Origin of the sequence: Candidatus Nitrotoga sp. M5 (genome assembly GCF_927904885.1) — a bacterium.
Taxonomy (GTDB): domain Bacteria; phylum Pseudomonadota; class Gammaproteobacteria; order Burkholderiales; family Gallionellaceae; genus Nitrotoga.
The window spans coordinates 1-1709 of the sequence record NZ_CAKMNW010000036.1 but is presented as its reverse complement, the minus strand read 5'-3'; the positions used below and the strand labels follow the sequence as shown (position 1 = coordinate 1709).

General features: G+C 51.0%; 1 protein-coding gene and 1 pseudogene. Both read left to right on the top strand.

Annotated elements, in window-relative coordinates:
• Nucleotides 1-313 precede the first annotated feature (313 nt).
• Complete coding sequence (locus tag MJ770_RS08780) at nt 314-628, top strand: hypothetical protein (protein WP_239252610.1); 315 nt, start codon at nt 314-316, stop codon at nt 626-628.
• Between the two features lie 30 nt (nt 629-658).
• Nucleotides 659-1660, top strand: a pseudogene (locus tag MJ770_RS08775) (reverse transcriptase domain-containing protein); the annotation flags it as partial.
• Nucleotides 1661-1709 lie beyond the last annotated feature (49 nt).

Sequence of the window (1709 nt, the reverse complement as noted above, 5' to 3'; positions counted from 1 at the left end):
CAAGACGACGAAGCCATGTGATCTAACGGCCACCGTAAATGATGCAGTTGCGCGGGGACAGTTCATGTTCTTATCTGGGGAGATCTGCTTAACAAGCGATCGGTAAACTACCAGTAAGGCTCTGGTTAATAAGTGCCTTGGCTCCACTGAGTGCATCGCCAATGGAGAGCGAACCCGATGCAAACCGATAGCGCTGACGGGGGTAACTCTGGCAGTGATTAAGCAGAAGTCAGCAGACGGCATAGTAGCCCAACGGTCAGCGTAATGGCTGATACATGGTGAAGGCCTGAACATTGAGAATAAAGGAGGAGCCTTGTCACACTTGAACGCACGAACGCCGTCCGGCGATGACGTGACTCAGCGTAGTGATCTGAAGCCAGCCTTTGGTAACGATCTATTTGAGCGTGTGCTGCAGCGGGAAAATCTCTCTGCGGCATGGAAGCGCGTTCAAGCTAATAAAGGGGCTGCGGGCGTTGATGGCATGACCATCGACGAATTTCCCGTATGGGCACGAGCTGGCCACTGGCCTAGGGTAACTACCGAGCTGGCAACAGGTCGGTACAAACCATCACCAGTTCGGCGTGTTGAAATTGATAAACCCGATGGCGGTACTCGCCAACTGGGCTGAATTTAAAACAAGGGGGCAACCGTTTGTGACCGTGTGATCCAGCAAGCCATTGCCCAAGCCCTTACGCCCATCTTCGATTTCAGTTTCTCAAGCAATAGCTTTGGATTCCGGCCTCATCGAAATGGGCAACAGGCGGTAAAGCAGGTTCGCGACATCATCAAGGAAGGTCGCCGCTTTGCGGTGGATGTCGATCTATCTAAATTCTTTGACCGAGTCAATCATGATTTACTGATGACGCGCCTTGGTGACAAGGTGAAGGACAAGCGTCTACTGAGATTGATTAGGTTGTACCTGCGAGCTGGGTTTGTCGACAACCAGTTCTATGGTGAGAGTCGAGAAGGTGTGCCACAGGGTGGGCCACTATCGCCACTGCTAGCGAACATCATGCTCGATCCTTTGGACAAAGAACTTGAGAAACGTGGCCACAAATTCGCCCGCTACGCTGATGACTTTACGATAATAGTAAGAAGTCAGCGAGCCGGTGAACGTGTGCTGAACAGTATCAGCCAGTACTTGCAAGACCGCCTGAAGCTGGTCGTAAATACCGATAAAAGTCGCGTCGTTAAAACCAGTGAGAGCAAGTTCTTGGGGTTTACCTTCAAGGCTGGCCGTATTCAATGGCACGCGAAAACACTGCTGAAATTCAAGCAACGGATTCGTTTGTTAACGAATCGCAACTGGGGAGTGTCGATGAAATATCAGCTCTTTAAAACCAGCCAATTTATACGAGGATGGATTAACTATTTTGGTATCGCCAACTGTTATCAACTGTGCGTCGATCTAGATCATTGGATCCGGCGCAGAGTGCGGATGGCTTACTGGCGGCAGTGGCGAAAGCCACGAACCAAAGTAAGAAACCTGATGAGTCGAGGCGTCCACGTACAGGCTGCAGTTGCGTGTGGTACTACCAGCAAAGGGCCATGGCGCAGTTCCAAAACACCGGGGATTAATCAGGCATTATCCAATGCCTACTTAAAATCTCAGGGGTTGTACGAATTGCGCGATGGTTGGATCAAGCTTCACCATTCTTAGTGAAACGCCCTGTGCGGATCCGCATGCAGGGTGTTGTGGGGGCTGAGGG